This window comes from Brevundimonas diminuta 3F5N (assembly GCF_900163625.1).
Classification (GTDB): Bacteria; Pseudomonadota; Alphaproteobacteria; order Caulobacterales; family Caulobacteraceae; genus Brevundimonas; species Brevundimonas diminuta_A.
In genome coordinates, this window is the sequence record NZ_FUIE01000011.1 from 1 (window position 1) to 18521 (window position 18521).

At 61.9% G+C, this 18521-nt stretch carries 13 protein-coding genes; 3 read left to right on the forward strand and 10 right to left on the reverse strand.

Translation table 11 applies throughout. The features are described 5' to 3' along the window. Window positions 1-198: 198 nt before the first annotated feature. From FM111_RS01295 to FM111_RS01315, 5 genes are all read right to left on the reverse strand, one after another. Complete coding sequence (locus FM111_RS01295) at window positions 199-1017, reverse strand: HpcH/HpaI aldolase/citrate lyase family protein (RefSeq protein ID WP_087138931.1); 819 nt, start codon at window positions 1015-1017, stop codon at window positions 199-201. Then, the gene (locus FM111_RS01300; RefSeq protein WP_087138932.1) at window positions 1017-1694 is read right to left on the reverse strand and encodes an SDR family NAD(P)-dependent oxidoreductase; all 678 of its coding nucleotides are present in this window, start codon (window positions 1692-1694) and stop codon (window positions 1017-1019) included. Before FM111_RS01300 ends, FM111_RS01295 begins: the two co-directional genes overlap by 1 nt. Window positions 1695-1757: 63 nt before the next feature. After that, window positions 1758-2654 (reverse strand): ROK family protein, encoded by an 897-nt coding sequence (locus tag FM111_RS01305; RefSeq protein WP_218779151.1) that lies wholly within the window; start codon window positions 2652-2654, stop codon window positions 1758-1760. Beyond that, window positions 2651-3145 (reverse strand): GAF domain-containing protein, encoded by a 495-nt coding sequence (locus tag FM111_RS01310; RefSeq protein ID WP_087138934.1) that lies wholly within the window; start codon window positions 3143-3145, stop codon window positions 2651-2653. The genes FM111_RS01305 and FM111_RS01310 overlap by 4 nt, the downstream gene beginning before the upstream one ends. Before the next feature lie 20 nt (window positions 3146-3165). Further along, on the reverse strand, window positions 3166-3918 hold the full coding sequence (locus tag FM111_RS01315) for a hypothetical protein (RefSeq protein WP_087138935.1): 753 nt from the start codon (window positions 3916-3918) through the stop codon (window positions 3166-3168). A gap of 713 nt (window positions 3919-4631) precedes the next feature. Here FM111_RS01315 and FM111_RS01320 point away from each other — a divergent pair. Further along, the gene (locus tag FM111_RS01320) at window positions 4632-6113 is read left to right on the forward strand and encodes a recombinase family protein (RefSeq protein ID WP_087138936.1); all 1482 of its coding nucleotides are present in this window, start codon (window positions 4632-4634) and stop codon (window positions 6111-6113) included. 345 nt (window positions 6114-6458) lie between these two features. On the opposite strand, the gene FM111_RS01325 is transcribed toward FM111_RS01320, so the two are convergent. After that, window positions 6459-9818, reverse strand: a complete 3360-nt coding sequence (locus FM111_RS01325; protein ID WP_143276018.1) for a hypothetical protein — start codon at window positions 9816-9818, stop codon at window positions 6459-6461. A gap of 175 nt (window positions 9819-9993) precedes the next feature. On the opposite strand from FM111_RS01325, the gene FM111_RS01330 reads away from it, so the two are divergent. Together FM111_RS01330 and FM111_RS01335 are read left to right on the forward strand one after the other, a co-directional pair. Beyond that, on the forward strand, window positions 9994-10755 hold the full coding sequence (locus FM111_RS01330; protein WP_087138938.1) for a putative phage abortive infection protein: 762 nt from the start codon (window positions 9994-9996) through the stop codon (window positions 10753-10755). A 128-nt stretch (window positions 10756-10883) separates the two neighbouring features. After that, entirely contained in the window at window positions 10884-11942 is a 1059-nt protein-coding gene (locus tag FM111_RS01335; protein ID WP_087138939.1) for a hypothetical protein, read from the forward strand. A gap of 222 nt (window positions 11943-12164) precedes the next feature. On the opposite strand, the gene FM111_RS01340 is transcribed toward FM111_RS01335, so the two are convergent. Genes FM111_RS01340 through FM111_RS01355 form a run of 4 tightly spaced genes read right to left on the reverse strand, consistent with a single transcriptional unit; the run spans window position 12165 to window position 17787 of the window. Then, window positions 12165-14150: a helix-turn-helix domain-containing protein gene (locus FM111_RS01340; RefSeq protein ID WP_087138940.1), complete on the reverse strand. Its 1986-nt coding sequence runs from the start codon at window positions 14148-14150 to the stop codon at window positions 12165-12167. Continuing rightward, a complete protein-coding gene (locus tag FM111_RS01345; protein ID WP_256968042.1) occupies window positions 14143-15075 on the reverse strand; it encodes an ATP-binding protein in 933 nt (310 codons plus the stop codon). The genes FM111_RS01340 and FM111_RS01345 overlap by 8 nt, the downstream gene beginning before the upstream one ends. Beyond that, the gene (locus tag FM111_RS01350) at window positions 15072-17234 is read right to left on the reverse strand and encodes a Mu transposase C-terminal domain-containing protein (protein WP_179204980.1); all 2163 of its coding nucleotides are present in this window, start codon (window positions 17232-17234) and stop codon (window positions 15072-15074) included. Before FM111_RS01350 ends, FM111_RS01345 begins: the two co-directional genes overlap by 4 nt. 1 nt (window position 17235) lies before the next feature. Then, entirely contained in the window at window positions 17236-17787 is a 552-nt protein-coding gene (locus tag FM111_RS01355; RefSeq protein WP_179204981.1) for a TnsA endonuclease N-terminal domain-containing protein, read from the reverse strand. Window positions 17788-18521: the final 734 nt, after the last annotated feature.

The following is an 18521-nucleotide window of genomic DNA, read 5'->3' on the forward strand; positions in this document are numbered from 1 at the left end:
CGCAGGATTTGCTAGCCGACTTCTAATTTCCTTCTCCCCTTGAGGGAGAAGGTGGGCGCCGGAGGCGCTCGGATGAGGGGTGTCGGCGCGGCGGTGGACGGTGGGGCTTCGTGTAGAGGGGCTTTCGGATAGGGCGCGCTCACACCCCTCATCCGTCAGGCTCCGCCTGCCACCTTCTCCCTCAAGGGGAGAAGGAAATTAGAAGTCGGCTAGCAAATCCTGCGCCTGTTGCAGGTGCAGCCGCTCCACCATCTCGCCCTCGACGCGGAGGACGCCCAGCCCGGCGGCTTCGGGCGCGGCGAAGGCGGCGACGATTGTGCGCGCCCATTCGACTTCATCGGCTGAGGGGCCGAAGGCGGCGTTGGCTCCCTCGATCTGAGCGGGATGGATCAGACTCTTGCCGTCGAAGCCGTACAACCGCCCCTGCGCGCACTCGGCGGCGAACCCGGCCTCGTCCTTGATGCGGTTGAACACGCCGTCGATGACGCCCAGGCCGTTGGCGCGGGCGTGGGCCACGACGGCCGCCAGCCAGGGCTTCAGCGGTTCCCGGTCGGGCGAGGGGCCGGTCTTCAGATCCTTGGCCAGATCGTTGACGCCCAGCATCAGGCCGCTCAGCGCCCCGTCCGCCCCGGCAATGTCGCGCAGGTCCGCCAGGGCGCGCGGGGTCTCGATCATGGCCCACAGATCGACGCCGGGGCGCAGCGCCGCCGACAGGGCGTGAACCATGGCCGCGCTCTCGACCTTGGGCGCGACGATCAGATCGACGGGCGCGTCACGCAGGGCCTTCAGGTCGTCGGCGCCCCACGGCGTGTCCGGCCCGTTGATCCGCACGCCGAGGCGCGGGCCGAAGCCGCCTTTGCGCGCCGCCGCGACGGCCGCCGCGCGGGCATCAAGCTTCATTTCGGGCGCGACGGCGTCCTCCAGATCCAGCACCGCCACGTCGCAGGGCAGGGTGCGGGCCTTCTCCACTGCTCGCGCATTCGAGGCGGGCAGGTAGAGGACGCTGCGCGCGCGCATCAGACCTTGCCCGTCACGGGGATCAGGGCGCCCGTCACCGCCCGCGCCTCGGGAGAGGCGAGGAACAGGATGACCGCCGCCAGATCGGCGGGCGCGACCCACTTGGCCGGATCGGCGTCCGGCATGTCCGCCCGGTTGGCCACCGTGTCGATGATGGAGGGCAGGACCGCGTTGACCGTCACTGAGGTCGACTTCAGCTCTTCGGCCAGGGCCTCGGTCAGGCGATGGACCCCGGCCTTGGAGGCGGCGTAGGCGCCCATGCCGTGCCCGGCCTTGATCGCGCCGTTGGCGCCGACGTTGACGATGCGGCCCTCAGGCGAGGCCTTCAGATGGGGCAGGGCGGCGCGGCTGGCGTTCAGCGTCGTCTTGACGTTGAGGGCGTGCATCCGGTCCCACTCCTCGCCGTCGCCCTCGACCGGGCTCCAGACGAAGCCGCCGGCGATGTTGAGCAGGGCGTCCAGACGGCCGAAATGGGCGACCACGGCCTCGATCGCTGCCTTGGCCTGCGCCGCGTCGGTCAGGTCGACGCCGCCGATCTCCAGCACGCCTTCGGGGACGGCGTGGCCGCCGGCGTGGTCGATGACGGCGACGGTCCAGCCGGCGGCCAGTGCGGCCTCGACCACGGCCCGGCCTAGGGCGCCGTGCCCGCCGGTGATTGCTGCAACCCGTTCGCCCATGGTCTCGCTCCTGAATGGTTCGGCGCGGACCATAGCGGGGCGCGCGGCCCAATCAATCAGGGATCAATCGCCCCAAAGCCGTGCGGCGCCGCGCACGCCCGAGGAATCGCCCCACTTCGCCGGAACGATCCGCCCGTCCCAGTGGTCGGAGAAGGCGTGGCGCGCCACGATGTCGGGCAGGCGGTCGTAAAGCTCGGCCACGTTCGACATGCCGCCGCCCAGCACGAAGACCACCGGATCGGCGAAATTGACCACCATCGCCAGTCCGCGACCCAGTCTGTCGATGTAGCGGTCGAGGGCGGCGGCGGCGCCCGCATCGCCTGCGCGCGCAGCGTCCACGATGGCCTGCGCCGTCCATGTCCGGCCGGTTACGGCCTCATGATCGCGCTGGAACCCGACGCCGGAAATCCAAGTCTCGAGACAGCCGTGCAGGCCGCACCAGCAGGCGGGGCCGGGCGCCTCGTCCGCCGAGGGCCAGGGCAGGGATATGTGGCCGATCTCGGCGGCGACGGCGTGCGCCCCCTCGACCAACCGACCGTCGATGACCAGACCGCCGCCGCAGCCTGTGCCCAGGATGACGCCGAACAGGCTGGCCGCGCCCGCGCCAGCGCCGTCGGCGGCTTCGGACAGAGCCAGACAGTTGGCGTCGTTGGCCAGCCGCACCGGGCGGCCCAGCGCGGCCTGCATATCTTTGGCCAGAGGGCGGTCGTTCAGATAGGTGGAGTTGGCGTTGCGGATCAGGCCGGTGCGCGGCGAGGGCGATCCGGGAATGGCCAGACCGACCGACTGTGCGGGGCCGACCTCGGCCTCGACCCGCGCGATCAGTTCGGCGACGAGGCGAAGGGCGGCGTCATAGGTTCCGGGATTCGGTTCGCGGATGCGCGCGGCGAAGGCGCCCGCCTCATCCAGCGCCGCCGCCTCGATCTTGGTGCCGCCGAAGTCGACGCCGATCCGCATCAGGCGCCGAACACCTTGGCCATCAGCCGTTCCAGCGCCGCCGCATCCACGGCGTCGAAGGCGGCCGTCTCCGTCGCGTCCACGTCCAGCACGGCGATCAGATCGCCCGCCGCGTCCAGCACCGGGACCACGATCTCGCTGGCCGAGCGGCTGTCGCAGGCGATGTGGCCGGGGAAGGCGTGGACGTCCTCGACCACCTGGGTCTGGCGGGTCTTCGCCGCCGCGCCGCAGACGCCGCGCCCGAACGGAATCCGCAGGCAGCCCAGCGTGCCCTGATAGGGACCGACCACCAGTTCCTCGGCCTTGGCCGCGTCCACGACGTAGAAGCCGGTCCAGAAAAAGACGGGGAAGGCGTCCGCCAGCATCGACGCCACGGTGGCCATGCGCGCCGTCAGGTTCGGTTCGCCGTCCAGCACGGCCAGAATCTCGGCCTCGACCTCGGCGTAGCGTTCGGCCTTGTCGGCGGGGCGATCGTCACGGGCGACATAGGACATCAGGCGAGGCTCAACGCAATCTAGGGAACGGTATAGTCGCCGCACTCGGGCAGGGGCGCGTCGGGAACATAGGCGCTCAACGCCGGATCGAAAGTGAAGACGCGGCGCACCGTGCATTCGGCGTCGACGGCCTTGACCAGATCCTTGGGCGCTAACGGCGGCTTGGCGAGGGAGTCCTCATTGCGCGACACCTGGCCGGGGAAGGTGGTGGCGGTCGAGACATAGGTCAGGCGCGGCGGGAAGGCGTCGCCTTCGGCCTTCAACTCGGCGGCGAACTCATATTCGTCATGACAGGCCCCGGCGCGCTGCTTCATATCCTCTTCGCCGAAGCAGGCGCGGATCATCAGCGAGCCAGACAGGGGGACCGTCAGGATCTCCTGCGGCGCTGCGCCCGGCGTGAACCGCACCAGCGTCCGATAGGACGACATGCCGCCGCCGCCCGAATACATGGCCTGCAGCCCCATGTCGGCGCCGAGGATGACGTCGTCGCTTCCAGTCCGGCGCAGGATGGCGCCCGCCGTCCAGAAACCTTCCGAGTTCTCGCTTTCGATGAGGTGGGAGGCGACGGGCGACCGCTCACCGGGCAGGCCGTCATAGAGGCGCAGCACCTGACGCTCCTGGGTCTCGTCCGTCTCGATCAGGGCGCACCAGCGGCGGTCGACGGTGCAGGCAGGGATGGCCTCGCCCTGAGCGGCTGCCGGAATCGGCTCTAGGGCCTCGAAGGCGGGCTCCGGGGAAGCGGAGGCCAGGGCGACGCTGAGCAAGAGGATCATCAGGTTTTTCTGAGCATCAGGTTGAGGTGGGCGATCCTAGCGTAGTTTGCTTCGGGGCTTCAAACGGGGGTGGTGAGGCGATGTATTTCAAATACCGTTGTTGCGCGAATTGAATTTTAGATGTTCTCTCTTTGGGCGGAACAAACCGCTTGGAGGGAGTGAAATGAAATTTTCAAGAAGCAAAGTTATGTTGGCCGCATTGGGTGTTGTTGCGGTAGCGGCTGTCGCATCTTTTCAATCGCCGACACTGGCTGTTGCTCAACCATCTCTCAATCCGGAATACACCCAGTGCTATTTTGAGGGGTACGATCGCTGTCTGCCGCGCACTCCTGGGGGGATGGTCTATCTGCCCAATCCGGATAGTCCTGAAGGTATAGCTTTCGATATGTGCTTGGCTGACGTCGAACAGCGTTGCGCTGCGCTATACGGCGCCCCTTGAACCGGGCTCGGCGGCCCTATCGGGGCCGCCGTTTCCAATACTCTGTACGTGGTTTCACGGTGTCGGGACCACTTAAGAGTGGCTCAACCCGCGCCTGAACCGCCACAATAATTTTCCGGCCACCACTTAGCGTACCACTTAAGGGTGCCTCACTCGCACCTTGTCTTCCTGGGCGAGGTGGAAGCTGCGGTGAGTGGACCTCTGTTGCACAACAATATCGCTTGAGGCGGCATTCTGCATCTAGTGTCGCATCGAACCCTCGAAGGAGTGCTCGATGCAATCAGAAGCTTCTCCAAAGCGCGCCGCTCAGTACGTTCGGATGTCGACCGAGGGGCAAGACAACTCGATCCTGCAGCAAAAGGCGGCGATCGCCGCATATGCAAGTTCCCGCGGGTACCAGGTCGTGCGCACCTATGCGGATGAGGGCGTGAGCGGCTTGCTCATCGATCAGCGCACCGGCCTTAAAGCCATGCTGGCAGACGTGCTCAATGGAGCTCCGGGATTCGAGGTAATCCTCGTCTATGACGTCAGTCGCTGGGGCCGGTTTCAGAACCCGGATCAGGCAGCCCACTACGAGTTCGTCTGTGTCGAGGCTGGGGTCGCAGTCGAATACTGCGCGGAGCAGTTCGAAAATGACGGCAGTTTCACCGCGACTCTGCTGAAGAATCTCAAGCGGATGATGGCAGCCGAGTATAGCAGGGAGCTCTCTGCGAAGGTGGTCCAAGCCAAGGATCAACTTGGAGCGGCCGGCTTCTGGCAGGGCGGCCCACCCGGATATGGCCTTCGCCGACAGCACATTATGCCAGACGGCAGCCTGGGCCGGGTTATGGAGAGCGGTGAGCGAAAGGGTCCGCAAAATGGGCGTACGCGGCTTGTGCTCGGCCCTCCTGATGAAGTCGCGGTTATTCGCGACATATTCCGTATGTTCGTGGACAAGAAGCTGGGCATCAACACGATTGCACGCCGCTTGAACGAGTCAGGCCACTGTCGGGTTGGCCGTCGTCCTTGGAACGCCCACTATGTGCATCATGTGCTCACGAGCCCCCGATACGCGGGCACTAACGTGGTGCGAAAATCCCGGCGCCGTATGAAAGCGACGAACGCCGAATACCTGCCAAGGTCCGAGTGGGTCTGCGTGCTTGGAGCTTTCGATGCTCTCATTGATCAGCGAACATTCGACGCTGCCCAGGCTCGCCTCGAGCGTAACAGGACGCCGCTCACAGACCGACAGATGCTTGATGGCTTAGCTCGTGTCCTTAAGCGCTACGGAAGGCTCAATGCCGACATCATCAACTCCGCGCGCGAAATCCCGAACGCCCACCGGTTCGCGAGGAGGTTCGGATCTATCAACCGTGCCTATGAGCTTGTCGGCTATGAACCTAGCGCCCGTCAGACAGCCTCTTCGCGAAACCTTCAGGAAAACCGTAAGCAGAAATCGGCATCTCATAATGTCGAGGCGCTCGGTGCTGAAGGCGTGGTGATGCGCCTTCGAGCTTTGCTTGCTAGACATGGGCGGTTGTCCATGACGCTAATCAATGACGACTTGGGTCGCGCTGCCTATCAGCTGGTGACGTCGCGGTTTGGGGGTGGTCGGCGTCTCTATGCGCTAGCGGGCCATAAGGCCACTAAGGTTCAGAACTCGAAGTTTAATCGGAGTTGGGATGAAACCCTCACTCAGCAGGAAGCTGAGGCGTTGCGGTTGCGCGTCATTGGCGGCGAGCTGGTCCCCATTGAGTGGTGGAACCGCAACGGCTGACTGCGCAACCGGAAATAAGACGCGCTACCTGAGGTCCACGATGCGCCAGAAACGGTCATTTACTAAGCGCCGAAAACACGACATTCAGTCATGCGGTCTGAGCGTGGGAACGTCCGGTTTTCGATCCTAGAGCTTTGGCAGCTCTCGACCGAGGCTGTGTAAAAACCCGACACGCAGAAAATTTTGCGCATTTTCCCGCCTTTAAAAGCTGACAGATGCACTGTTCTTTGCGCGCGACCGCCAGGCGCCGGTCGACTGACGGCAAATTATTGCGCCGAAAATCGGGTCCGATGCGTTTTTACACGGCCTCGACCCATTGCGGACCTCCGTGGTTCCGCTAACTCGCTACTCGCGCCGACCCTTTCGAAGCTCTCTAATGAACTCAAGCGCGGCTCGCACAGGCGGGTCTGTCACGTCCGACGGAACGATTGGATCGTCGTCCTCATCGTCCAAGATTGAAGCATCAGGATCATTGGTACCGATCTGCCAAGCTTCGCGAACCGCCAAGCTTCTCATCACGAGAGCCTGCTTCATAAGGATGTCGGGCGTCGTCATGGCCTCATCGACACCAGCCGGCGCGATAAAGAATGCGCCTATTTTCCGGTACTGCTTCAAAAACCGGTCGAGGTTTTGAGTAGTTGGCGGATGCATGCGATGCATGCGGGCGACCGTCGAGAAGATGCGATCATCGGACTCTGAAATGCTCTCGAAATTCGGTCCTATCGAAGCGCCGTAGGTCGCCGGCTCGGACTTGTTCAGGCCTGTGATCAACGCGATGCGCAATGACTGGTCCGCAGTATCGTACCCGTAGCGGCTGAGCCAGCCGTCAAAAATCGCACGGCCAGCCTCGGGGTTCTTGAAGAGCAACGCCATCACGGGAGGATAATCAGGGCCATAGTCGGCGTACCCGATGCCGAGCCACTTGGCCTTGTCCCAGAGTGGCATGTCGATGGGCGATAACACCTTCCGGTCGGAATGCTTGAGCTTGTCGTAGTCGGGGAATCCGTCTGGCGGTGGACCTTCTCCGAATTTCGGAGGTCCGCCTCGCGGCTTGACGGGCTCGGGGCCTGCGAGCGTCTCCGTGCGCTTCGGCGGAAACTCTTCACTAGCCGCGTCTATCCAATCGCTCAGCAAGATCTTGGGTGGATCGCCGAACACGTTCCGATTGATGGTCGTTATGTTGCCGAACGTCACTGCGCGCCCGAACCCCTTTTCCTCGCCCGCGATCTTGTCGAACCAGGATTTAACATCCCTCACCTGGACCATCCGTACGAGCACCTCGATGATCGCCGATTGAAGCCAGTCGGAATAGGCCGTCGTCTGAGCCGGTTCGTCGAAGGTCATGTCCAGCGGATAGGTCAGGATAGCCGCTTCGCTTTGCGTGTCGGCAAACTCCAGCGCCGGGGTCAGCATGTCGGTGCCGCCAGCGCGCATAGTGATCTCGAAATGCTCGCGGTAGGGAAAAACGTCTCCCTCGTCGCTCGTGGCGAGGAACGCTTCAAGACCGCCCAAGAGTGACTCGGCGACCGACAGCGCCAGAGGATCACTCGGCGCACTGATCGTAAGCTCGCATCCGAGGATCGTAGACCTTAGCGCGTTGGATTTCTGGCCCACCAAAATCGGGGTCTTCGCGACCTGCGCTGCCGCAGGTTGCGTGCGCCAAGCTTCGAAGAAGGCCTCAAAGCCTTCAGGGGTTTCGTCGGAAGGAATATAGCCGTCGCTCCGAAGTTTCTCATCATAGCCGAGCGCATGGAGGATCGCGATCTCCGCCATCGGAAGACCGTAGCGGTCCAAGGTGGCCGGGAGCCTTGCCAATTCGGGCAAGTCTTCCAGCGGCACGCGCATGAGCAATATGCCAAGGATCGCATCCTGGATCGTTACCTCTTCATCGAGATCAGGATCGCCTTCAAGATTGAGATGGGCACGAACCGTCGCCCCCATAACCATTGCCAGAATGGTATGAGGGATGCGGCCCAGCCTTAGTTCGATCCATGCTAGGCGTCGAAGGCACGCGAAGGCCGGCAGAATGACCTGCCCCTCCGTTTTCAGAATGGAAAAGCTCCGCTCGGCCGCCGCCAATATCTTGTTCCGGGCGGCCCAATGAAGCCCGGCCTCGTCGTAGGCCGTGCTGCCGCCAGCCAGTGCCACGACTAGCTCGGCTTTGTACTCTTCCTTGACGAGAAGCGCCTCTGCGCGACCGAACATGCGGATCGCGTCGTACGGCTTGCCATGCTGAAGCTTCTGCCCGCCGCGCTCGATATAGGCTTGGCCCGCGTCACCCTCGCTACGGCGAGTCCGCATGACATCGACCAATCGCTCAAAGAAGCGATCGAACCCGTCGCTGTCGAAAATCTTCCCCAGCTCCCGGCTCATGTCGAACAGCCGCTCGACAGGATAGCTACCCAAGTGCTCGCACCGATCTAGGATGCTCTCAAAGGCAGGCCAGGTAGCCTCTATCTTCGCTTGATCCATCGCCGCCTGAGCCTTTGCTAACCTGAGCAACACCAGCGTTGTTTCAGCTTGCAGGGCATTGTTCGGACGAGCGGCGTTGGCGGAGAGAGCGGTCAGAGCTTCTTCCAGGCGCTGAGTGCGACCGGCGAGGTCCAGCCGCTCCGGTGTTACCGTCTCATAGCGGTGGGTCGCGAAGAGAAGCTGCCAAAGATTGAACAGCTTCTCCACATGCCCCGCCTCGTCCGTTGTGAGTGCGTACCGCTCCACCTCGGGGTAAAGGTCACAGAACTCCCCGAAATCCTCAAACCACCAATACGCGGTCCAGGCGCGATTGTAGGCGACCCTCATGATCTGAAACGGGTCACCCACCTTTTCCGCGATGGACTTGGCCTGAAGGAAGCGCGCCTTAATCTCGAACTCGGGACGCTCGAGCCCTCGCGCGATCGAAGCGCCCTCGATGATATCTTCGACCAGCTGATACCGGGCGCCGCCATAGCTGGCGGGATCAACCACTCGCTTGTCCAGCTGGGCTAGCTCTTGGATGCGAGCAGCATCAAGCGGGCCATCGACTTTAACATCTACCTTGACCCCGGCGATGTTCAACTTCTCGACTGCGAGCGCGAGATGGCCATGATCGTAGACCTGCTGGACGATCCAGGCCCGATCTAGGATCGTGACGGGAATGCCGTGCGCCTCGCGAAGCTCCTTCTCGATGTCGGCCCGCGTGCTGGCCTTCGCCGGCTGGTTCGTGATGAAATAGATCCGCGTGTAGGGCCGGCCAGTCTTCGCGATCTTTTCGACGTCACCACGGACTTTCTCAGCCCACTTCTTTTTGGCGCTGAAAGCGAAAGCCCATTCTTCCCCTTCTTTGGGGCCCCCTACCCACCATCGCTCAGAAATGGCCTCCGCGACCGGATAGGTGTCGCCGTCCACCTTCCCATCGCCACCGCCCATCGGACCCGATTGAGCTCGCAGGTTGGGAGCAATCGTCTTCTCGGCCAAGGCGCGGCAGAAGTATTCGAAGGCGGCTTCCTCGTTGCGTGTCGTCAGCGTTTCGAGGTGATGCTCGAACACAGGCTTCGCAAGAGCGATTTCCTGATCCGCCCTGCTATCGGAGAATAAGTCAGGGTGTCGCTCCTGCATAACGCTGCGAGGACGAGCAAATCGTTGGTGAGGCTTGTCAGGTTTTTCAGTCACCCGATCAATATAGCTCAGCGCTCCTAGCATGGATGAGCGCGAGGCTTTGGAAGTCAAACTATCCCCAAGAAACTAGCTTATCTGGAGACACGGATAGCCGGGTCAGCGCAATCGCGCGCTGCCAAGCGAGAATGCCGAACGTCTCTGCCGGCTTCAGGACCATGAATCTCCCTGTTCGCCCCGGCGCGAAGCTGGGCTATTCGTGAGCGGGGATTCAACCGGGGGAAGAGCTATGCGCAAGCTGAAACTGGACGGTGCCATCTGGATCATCGGCGCGATCTTTGTGGGATGGACGCTAGTCGTGGTGGCCCTGACGACCGCCGACCTTCTCCTGCCCCAAAGCTGGCGGTTCGCGGCTGCGCCGCTAGACTTCGGAAACACCGGCACGTTCGGCGACTCCTTCGGGGTGCTTAGCGCCCTCATGGCCTCCGTGGCAGGCTACTTCGCCTACCGCACCTACCGGTCCTCCCAGGCCGAGTTGGCCGATTCCAGGAAGCGGTCAGGCGAGCCCACCTTTCTGAACCTGCTCGAGCGCCGCTTCACCCTGATCGAACATGTCGCCAAGGGAAAACTCACGGGCGTGGCGGCCGTCGCTAACATCTGCAGCGGCATCCGGCAGGGCGTCCAGCACGGCGACAGCCAGCAAAAGATGTTTAAGGATTACACGCGCGACGCACGGGGCCTGCGCAACCTGTTCCGCTACACCTACCACATCATCCGCTTCGCGGAGGGTCTGTTCGGCTTCGATCCCAAGGCGATGGGCGCGGACAAGCGCAAAAACGGCGCATACCTCTATGTCCGGCTCCTGCGCGCCCAGCTCAGCGACGACGACCTCCTGCTGATCGCGCTCAACGCCCTTCACGATCCCGACGGGGCCGAGTTCAAGGTCCTGCTGGATCGCTACGGCCTGCTGGACAACATGCGCGTGGACGACCGGACGATGTTCGGCTTCGACAAAGCATTCACTGGCGACGAGTTCGGTCTGCCAGGGTAGGCCGTGCTAGTTGTGGGGTAGCAGTCAGGCCCCCACGACTGAGGTCCGGGAACAGCGGGCTAGGGGAGCCCTCGCCGGACTGGAGGGGCCGCGACCAATGTTTGAAGAAGAGGGATAACCCGGAGACAATGTCGGAGGAAAAGCCCCCCAGTCGCCATGTCGCCTTCGCGGAGCGGTTCGCGAGCGGATCATTCAGCGACTTCAACGCCTTCGCGGCGTTGAAGCGCGCCCGCCTCCTGCTTCGTGAGGCCCGCCAGATCGCGGAAATCTTCGAACTCGAGGAGAAGAGGGAAGACCCCGCCATGTGGTCGCGGCACGGTCTCGAAGTGGTGCCCTACACCCTCGTGGGCTACGTCACCTGTCTGGAATGGCACGCGCGATCCCGTATAACGGACCTTTACTCGTACAGACCCGACTCGATCGACTCGAAGGTCCTCGAACGAAAGGTCCCGGGGCGCATCCTCTCGCAAATGATCCGGGCCAATGTGTCAGTGCCCCAGTTTCTAGGAGCCAGCATCACGATTGGTTCGACCGGTGACTATCTGGCCGTTTTCGACGAGCTGTTCAAAACCTTGGACATCAACCGGAAGCCGGCGGACGTCATCACGTCCCGGGGCGCCGTCCAAATTGGACTCTTCGGCGATCCCATCCGCGAGCCGTCGACCTGGGAGCAACTCGAGGCGCTGTTCACGTCCCGTCACGTGCTGGTGCACGAGCTCGGCCACGACGCAGGAGCGGGGCGTACGCTTTGTGAAACCTGGAGCGCAGACCAGATCATCTGGATGGGCCATACGGTTGTCTCCGCCATGTCGGCCCTTGAGCGCGCGCTCACCGAGCATGCGCCTGCCGATTTCCCCAACCTCCTCACAGAACAAGGGCGGCCCGTGGATGCGGGTGCCCAGCTCGCGGCTTCGATCGACGAGCTGGAACGCCGGATTTCGCAGGACATAGAGGCGCGGTCACGGGGCGGTTTCCAAGCTTGGACCCAGGCTTTGACAACCGCGCGTCAGTCGCTCGCCGATCACGACCGGCTCGTTGGCGACAGGGAGCTGTTTCAGCCGCGCCACATCGGTCGTGAGAACCTTCTTCTGCGTGCGGCTCTCGAACAGCGGCTAGCGCTGTTGACGCGCATCGAAGCGGAACTCGCGAAATCACGCTCGGCGACACCGCGCAGGTCCGATCCGTGACCACCCGGAGATCAGAACGCTCAATGTGATCTGACAGGAAAGCTGCCGCCCCGCGGGGGCCTAGCCGGCCCCATGCGATGGAGCGGATTCAGATGGACGGCCCCTTGGCTCTCCTAGTCTTGCCGCCCTCGTATTTCGCGAGTAGCGCCGCTTCCCTGGTTTGGTCGACATGACTTGTCTCTAAGTTGACCGGGACCGGACGCCGCGAAGGTCAGCTAAGAGTCAGCATCGGACTTGCTTGTCGTTCATAACCGACCGCTCAGGCCGCATGGCCTTCAGCCGGTAGGCTTCGACCTCGAGCTCCACAATGGGCTCCAACTCATCACGCTTGTGGAACCCCCGACCCAGTGATCGTCGGATGCAGTACGCCTCAAGTTCTCGCCACACATGGCGGGGCGAGACGCCCAGACGGGCTGCTGCCTCTCTGGTGTTCATCCAGTTCCGCGCGAAGTTCTCGACTTCGCTGCGAGCGAACCGCGTCCGGTTTTGACCGACCAGGGGATGCAGATGGCCCTTGTCGAGCAGGAAGCTGATCTCAACAGCCGAACAGTTCAAATATGCGGCGGTCTCGCCAGGCGAGAGCCAGTCCCGCCGTAAATCGCCATAGTGCTCGGGCTGAAAGCCGAACCAGGGAACGGCCGTCGGGCCGCCCATCACAAGGCTTCGCGCTACAGCAGTCGATATGGTCAGGGACGGAGGTCCACTGACCGCGTCGTTGGCTAGCCCTCCGGGAAGACTCCCGTTGAGCCATGCCGCCAAGACGGGTCCCCAAGGTTTCTCTCGGGCGCCGACCCCCATGAATGCTTCGCTCAAGCTGGTCCAACTGCTAGTGGTTGGGGGCGGGGGCAGATTGGCGAATCTTTCAAGGATAGGGTCGGCCATGTCGACCCTGAGTTGTCTGTCTCCATAGAGCAGACCCGCCGCCGGATTTCGGCAGAATTCTAAATATCCTAGAGCGGCAAGTTGCTCGATAGCCGTCTCGGGAAGGGCGGCAACTGCCCTGAACCAGCTACATGACATGCCTTCACTGCGGGCGACCTTCAATGCGTCGATATCTGCCGCTGCATAAAAATTGATAGTGCGCCTCGCGCCTCTCGATCGCAGAGGCATCAGCATCTTCGCTTCCACCAACTGCTTGAGGGCGCCAGGCGTGACGCCCAGCTCCTTTGCGGCCGTGTGCGAAGTCATTTCTGACGTGGCCTGCCACGCTCGACAGGAGGCCTCTCTCGGCAGATGACCTGCGCCCAGATTGATGCGCGTTAGCTCCGAACGCACGAGCGGTACATTCGAGTTGTGAGCAATGCGCTTGAACGCGTGATGAAACGCTGCGCGCTCGTCTGGATCACGCTTTTGCAGAAGGTCCCAGTGGGAGCGTGGATACTCCAGCATGAACCGGGCCGCAGCCACCCAGTGGAGCCAATCGCCTTGATCGATGGCATCCTCGGGATCATCAATGATCTCTTCACTTGGCTTAGCTTTCGACACCTTGAACGCATGTTGGAACGCCAAAAGGAGTTCGAAAACTTCGGTTGCGGTCTCGACCTGGAAGGACGTCGGTACGCGGCGCACTGCAGCTTGTTGCAGTCTCTCGTCGTCGTCGAACAAGGACATGATCCACTGCAGCCACCCGCGATATTGGCGAGGGATAGTCCGTCGAGGGGCGGTGCTCAGCGGCGTGCCGCAGTGTCGACAGAGGTGAAGACTGTCAGCTCCCGGCCAGGTCAGAACCTTGCCGCACCATCTACTGGGGCACCGATCAATCAGCACCTCCCAGCGCGTAGAGCAAAACGCGATAGGTCGGATCATCCATCTAGCGTCATCAGGCTCACCTGGATTGATGCTGGGCGGTACGCGTCGCGTCGATTGCATAATGAGGGCAGGGCGCAACCAGACGCCGCCGAGACGACGCTCGCGGTCCTTGGTGAAGGGCTGAGAGCCCCATAGTCCTTCGAGGGACTCGACTGACATGCTGAGGGCTTGCGCCAGCGTAGGCAGTTCGGCCTGAAGTCGGTTCAGAAAGTCGCCCTTTCCCTTCAACTCGAGACCGACCGCCCGCATGAAGGTGACAGGGGTGCCCAACCGATTTCGTTCAACGCAGCGGACGACAAATCCCAGCAGGGTTTCGTGGGGCTGCGGCTCGACGGGGAACAGCAGCCGCGGAATCGGGACGTTTGCGATTGTCGTCGTTAGATAAGCCCCGTCAGCCATGAGGTTTTCTCGCAAATGGGTTGCGGTCGATGAACGCCTGTTCCATCGCCCAGTGCTCCGTGGCCCAGTAGATGTCGATGCGCTCAAGTTTGTCCGCTCCCCGCCTGAGAGCATGTACCAAGGCGGCTTCGAAGAGGCGGCAGACCCGTCCTATGACTCCGCCCGACACCTCGAACACTCCGGGAAGCAAGTCGTCGGCGGCGAGGGTCGACAACTTTGGCAGGACGTCCCTTTCCACGACGATCTGTTCGAGCTTGGCGACGAATGTCGCAAACAGCCGCTGATCCTCCGGTCTGCGCGCGCTCAGGGGATGAAAGTCGCAGGGCGGCAGCATGCGTCCGTTCAACTGTAGATTTCTGACGAACATCGGCATGGCTTCCTCGGTCCCGAGAAAGGCCATCGGGACGATGCCAACGTCCAGCATCCCCTTGAGCGTGTCGGTAACGTCGTTCTTGACGCCGCTGCGGTAATTCAGGTGCTGGAATTCATCGACGATGAGAAGCTCCGTCCCGAACCGCTCGAAGCAGGCGAACACCCGGCTCTTCAGGGCAAGTTCATTGCCGTAGCCGGCGTGCAGATCGCCGAAGGCCAGCAGGATCGACATCATCAGCTTTTTGGGCGTGGACCCTCGCTCCAGATCCACCTTCACGACGGGCACGAAGGTGTCTGTTCTGGGTCGGATGCGCTCCACGGCCGCGATGTAAGCCAGCGCGGCCGCGGTCTTGCCTGAGCCCGAAGGGCCCAAGCCACGGAGACCCATCTGGGGCAGCCCGATCGTCTTTCGCCCGAGCTTCTGGAGGTAGTCCAGCTCCACATGGAACTTCATGTGCATCGGGTAGGGGATGAACGCCCGTTTGAAGAAAGCGATTTTCTCAGCGATCTCGACGTTGAGTTCGGTTTGGGTCGCTTTGGGGGGGATAGTCACAGGACGTCCTTCCAATCGTGTTCGTCGGCGATATCGGCGACGTTCCATTCCGGCAGGCTTTTCGGGGTCTCAGTCTTTGGCGGCCGCTTGGGTTTACGCTTCCCGCCGCGCTGAGGGCGGATAGGCTTCGCACCGTCGTCCGTCCGCTCTGGCGCCAGGGCGATGGTGGGGATCACCGGCGCCATGCCGTCAGGTCGGGGCTCTGCGTGAGCGATGCGAAGTCCGCCTCCGCCCAGGACCTCGATCTTGGGAGAAGTCAGCAATCGGGCCTGCGCCCGCTTCTGGCGTTTGATGGTCTTCGGGCTCTCCAGCGCGCTGATCGCCGACCTTAGATTCAGTCGCAGTTCGCGGCGCTCGTCTTCGGTCCTGGCATGGCTCTCGCGCTGCCACTCCTGAAGGCGATCATGCTGCCATTTGGAGAGCCCTTCGGCATAGTCCCGATCGGTGCAGGGCAGCGTGACGTAGATCCCGCGAGGACCGTTCCAGACATGGATTTCGCCCAGGTTTGCGGGATTGTATTTCACCTTCACCTTAGCGGATGCCGAGCCCTCCCGGCGGCCGCGCACAGACTCGCGCCGCGCCAAATCTTCGAGCAGCGGACCGGTGACGGCGGGGTCATGGTACTTAAGATTAAAGAGGTTCACGCCGCTTCGGGTGACCAGACGTTCCTCTTGCACCCCAAGCAGCTTGTCGAGTTGCCGGTCGTCGCCGAGGATAGTGATGCCGGTTTCCGCGTTCACGCCTCGGAGCCAGGTGCGGACCGGCGTATCTTTGAGGGATCGGTGGATGGACTGGTGGTACGTCCCGATCGCCAGGTCCAGGAGCGCCTCGGTCTGCTCAAGTGTTAGGACCGCGAAGTCCTGAGGGTTCAGATCCCACGCCCTGAGCTTCTGAAGGGGAAAGGTTCCACCCGGAAGCTTCTTGTGAAGCATGGAATTCAACGTGGAAAAGAACCGTTCCACGACCGCCTTGTGGGTAGGGTCCTTGATTGGCGCCCAACGAATGCTGATGCCCAGATCCACCATCCCGCTTTCAAACGACGTGCCGATGAACTCCAGCCCGTTGTCGACAACGATTTCGTCGCACTTGCCGTAGATGTCAGCGAGTTCTGGGCAGTCTGGAAAGAGGGTTCGCATCCGCGGTTTCGGCCGGTTGGCCCGCTTGAAGCACTCGATCACTGAGTACAGCGACGGCGGTTCGAAGCTCAGAACCCACCCCAGAATGCATCGAGAATGAACGTCCACGATGAGCGTCAAAAAGGGGCGTCCAACGTATCGCCATTCATCAACCTCCATCACGATGTGAACGTCTGCAGGTGTGTGATCGATGGTGGCAAGCAGTAGCGGGCGGTGGGCTTCAAGGCCCCTGCCAGTGGCCTTGAAGCGCTTGTTTGCTTCCTTCTTGCCGTAGCGCGCCGCGACCGTCTCGAAGCACTCCAGGCTGCGGAGGTGCTTTCGAAATGTCTCCTTTGAAGGCACCGGAACGACAATGTTGCCCTCTCGACTTTCAAGCTCCTGATTGATCCGTTGAAGGCGGAACGCCAGGTCGTCGTAGGCATCACCCACGCTCAGCCTCAGATTGGACCAGTACGCGGCGGCGGCTTCGTGCATTCGCCGTCGAACCGAGGCTGGGAGTCGTTTGCGGCGCGAGACACGCCCGGATGCAGAAATCATCGCTCTGAGCGGGCGATCGCTGACCGTGCCTCGCTGCTTTAGCCAGCGGCGGACGGTAGACGGAGATGGTGGTTGATGGTGCGCCAACTGTCGTGGCTTGTTCTCCCAAATGAGCGCTAACGCCCTTTGGAGGCTGATGTCGCTTCGAGAAAAATCACCCATTCGATCCAGGGATCTCAGCACGACTTGCCTGACAATCGCGCGCGGGTCCTTGTCCTGGATAAGCTCGGCGTCCGCCTCTCGCAGAGAATGCGCCTTTGAGGTTGGAGTGACCTCAACTCTCCATATCGCGCCGGCGGCGAACTTATCCCCAAGCCATTGCCTTGTGGGGGAGGCGAACTCGCCCGCATCCGTCAGGCACTGATAAGGCTGACCGGTCTGGACGTTTCGCAAGACGAGAAATCCACCATCCAGAATGTGATCCAGATAGTGGCGCTCGCCATCAATCTCCCAGATGTCGCCCGATCTAAGTTGCATGAGGCCCATATCAGGCCCCCCTTCGGTCGGGGACGAGAACGACGCGACTCGCATCGCCAATCGGCTGAGCCAGGTCGATGCGCACGATACGTCCGACCATCATGGCCTTCAGTTTGGCGAACCCCAGTGCGCGCGCTCCAAGGAACTGGGCGAGTTCACCGAGAGCAACTTCACCTGGGTGCCTCACGGACTCCACGACCCGGAATACGTCTGCGCTCGTGTAGTCTGTCATCCGTCGAGACTGGATGTCCGTGACGTTGCGATGGAATACGGCTCGCTCCATCAACGCCTTCATGAAAACCAGGCGAAAACGCCAACCGACCTGCTCACAGATCGTTCGCACCGCCTGGAGTTTCTCCGCATAGTCGGGGTCCTGAAGCGCCCGAGGGTCGGATTTGACCTCGACCACTTCGATGCCGCCGTCGGCCATCAGTCGCACACAGTCCACAATGTAGGTGCGTTTGCGCCCCTCGATCACGAACTCCAGCCGGAACGGCTGAGCGCGATAGTCAGCTACTTCGGTGTCGACCTCGCAGTGCATGAAGAAGGCAAGCTCGTTCATGCTCTCATAGGGCAACGGCCGACCAGCCTTGCGGCTCGCGTAAACGCCCGTCGTGATGACTCTGCGCCCTGTGACAATGGTACGGATAGGGGCTCCGCATAGGGTGGTCACCAGGGTGGCCGACGCGGAAAGGCTCTCCCATGACAAAGGACCTGCGTCCTTAACGCCTGAGGAACGGACGGCGGCTTCTACGGTGAGGGGCTGCCCTATAGGCAGCAGGGATCGATGACGGACGTAGCCCATCCGGTTTCTCCTTGATCAACGATGTGTTGGGTTCAGGCCAGCTGGGATCATCACGCTTCTCTACGGAAGCGTGTTGACTTACTGCTCGATCAAGGAGAGGATCAGTCCATCGTCTCGACAACGAATGGAGCCGGAAGGCTTCCCGACCGAGCCCTTGGCACAGCCTGGGGCTCGAGTTGTGTCTGGGGTACAACTCTGAAAATGCTTGTGTTTACGGCGGGTCCATCGGGCGTGATCCTCTTCTGTGCGGCCGGATTACCGGTCTGAGAGCGTCCGCGGCACGACATGATGTCGCGATTTGGACATGAGGAATGTCGCAAGACTCGCCATAGGAGTCACAGAATTAATTTGCGGAATTATCCATCACAGATGGTGTAAAGCAGGTCCTATAAAGTATCGGATATATACTATGGTGTTTCTGGGTGTATGTAAGTTTCTAGTTGTCGTTGCAAATACGTAAATCTTCCTCATGGAAGCATGCCGATGACAGC